Raw genomic sequence first — 1,685 nt, forward strand, 5'->3', positions numbered from 1 at the left:
CGTCCGCTTTGGGCCGAGGCTGTGTGAAAACCCTTCCGGTGCTGAGCGCGTAAAACTAGAATCCGGCCACCGTTGCTCAAGCGAGGTGGCGCATGAAGCGATTCATTGAAGGGGCGGACCGGCATCAGGTGGCGCTGCTGCCGCAGTGTCTTGAAGACTACGTTGGTGAAGACAACGCGGTGCGGGTGGTGGACGCTTTCGTTGAAGCACTGGATTTGAAGGTACTGGGCTTTGATGCTGATCCAGCTGCGACGGGCCGACCTGGCTACCACCCGGCTGTGCTTCTGAAGCTGTACATCTACGGATACTTGAACCGCGTCCAGTCCAGCCGGCGCCTGGAGAGGGAGGCACGTCGCAATATCGAGTTGATGTGGCTACTGGGCCATCTCACACCAGACTTCAAGACGATTGCCGACTTCCGGCACGACAACGGCAAGGGCATCCGGGGCGCGTGCCGCCAGTTCGTCGAGCTTTGCCGGCAACTCAAGCTGTTCGGCCAGGACACGGTGGCGATCGATGGCAGCAAGTTCAAGGCGGTCAACAGCCGGGATCGAAACTACTCGCCGGGCAAGATCGAGGCGAGGAAGGAGCAGATCGAGCAGAGCATCCAGCGCTACCTGGATGCACTGGAGACGGCGGACCGGACCCAGCCGCCCGAGCTGGAGCTGCGTGCAGATCGCCTGCACGCGAAGATCGGCAAACTGCGCGAGCAGATGAAGAGACTCGATGAGATCAAGCAGCAGTTGCAGGACGAGCCGGATCACCAGAGATCGCTCACCGATGCGGATGCACGCTCGATGCTGCAGTCGGGCAAGAGCACGGGGATCGTGGGCTACAACGTGCAGGCTGCGGTCGACGGCAGGCACCACCTGATCGTCGCGCACGAGGTCACCAACGTCGGACACGACAGGGGCCAACTGAGCAAGATGGCCAAGGCGGCCCGCGAGGCGATGGGCAAGAAGCGGCTGAGGGCGTTTGCAGACCGCGGCTACTTCAATGGACAGGAGATCAAGGCGTGCGAGGACGCAGGCATTGCTGCCTTCGTGCCCAGGACGGCGACCTCCAATGCCAAGGCGCACGGGCGCTTCGGCAAGGCGGACTTCATCTACATCGCCCGGGATGACGAGTATCAATGCCCGGCAGGCCAGCGGGCGATCCATCGGTTCACGCGCATGGAGGATGGTCAGAACACCCGTGTGTACTGGTCAAGTGCGTGCCCGAAGTGCCCGCTCAAGCAGCAATGCACGACATCGTCCAACCGGCGCATCCGCAGGTGGGAGCACGAGCAGGTGCTGCAGCGGATGCAGCTGCGCATGGACTGCATGCCCGAGGCGATGACTTTGCGGCGATCAACGATCGAGCATGTGTTCGGAACACTCAAGCACTGGATGGGGTCGGTGCACTTCCTGATGCGCACGAAGGCGCATGTGGCCACCGAGATGAGCCTGCATGTGCTGGCTTACAACCTCAAGCGGGTGATGAGCATCCTGGGTATGACCAGAACGATGAAGGCGATGCGCCTGGCGGGGGTTTGAGGCCTTCATATGCCCTCCAACACGGCGAAACGGGGCCTCATGAAGCTCCAAATCGCCGTTCTGGCACCTCAAAGCACTGGATGAGAGGTGATGGTCGGTCAGGACTTCAATGCCGAGCGGCTACTGCGCGTTTGCACACAGCCTCGGCCC

1 protein-coding gene is annotated in these 1,685 nt (G+C 61.7%); it reads left to right on the forward strand.

Annotated elements, in window-relative coordinates:
* Nucleotides 1-92 precede the first annotated feature (92 nt).
* Nucleotides 93-1,535, forward strand: a complete 1,443-nt coding sequence (locus ACO2Q9_RS20625) for an IS1182 family transposase (protein WP_423314218.1) — start codon at nt 93-95, stop codon at nt 1,533-1,535.
* Nucleotides 1,536-1,685 lie beyond the last annotated feature (150 nt).

It is taken from the genome of Variovorax sp. VNK109, assembly GCF_049445855.1.
GTDB lineage: Bacteria > Pseudomonadota > Gammaproteobacteria > Burkholderiales > Burkholderiaceae_C > JAGOCV01.

Bases quoted from the DNA above. Each gene is read 5' to 3' on its own strand.
- ACO2Q9_RS20625 (WP_423314218.1), top strand. From the start codon at position 93: ATGAAGCGATTCATTGAAGGGGCGGACCGGCATCAGGTGGCGCTGCTG.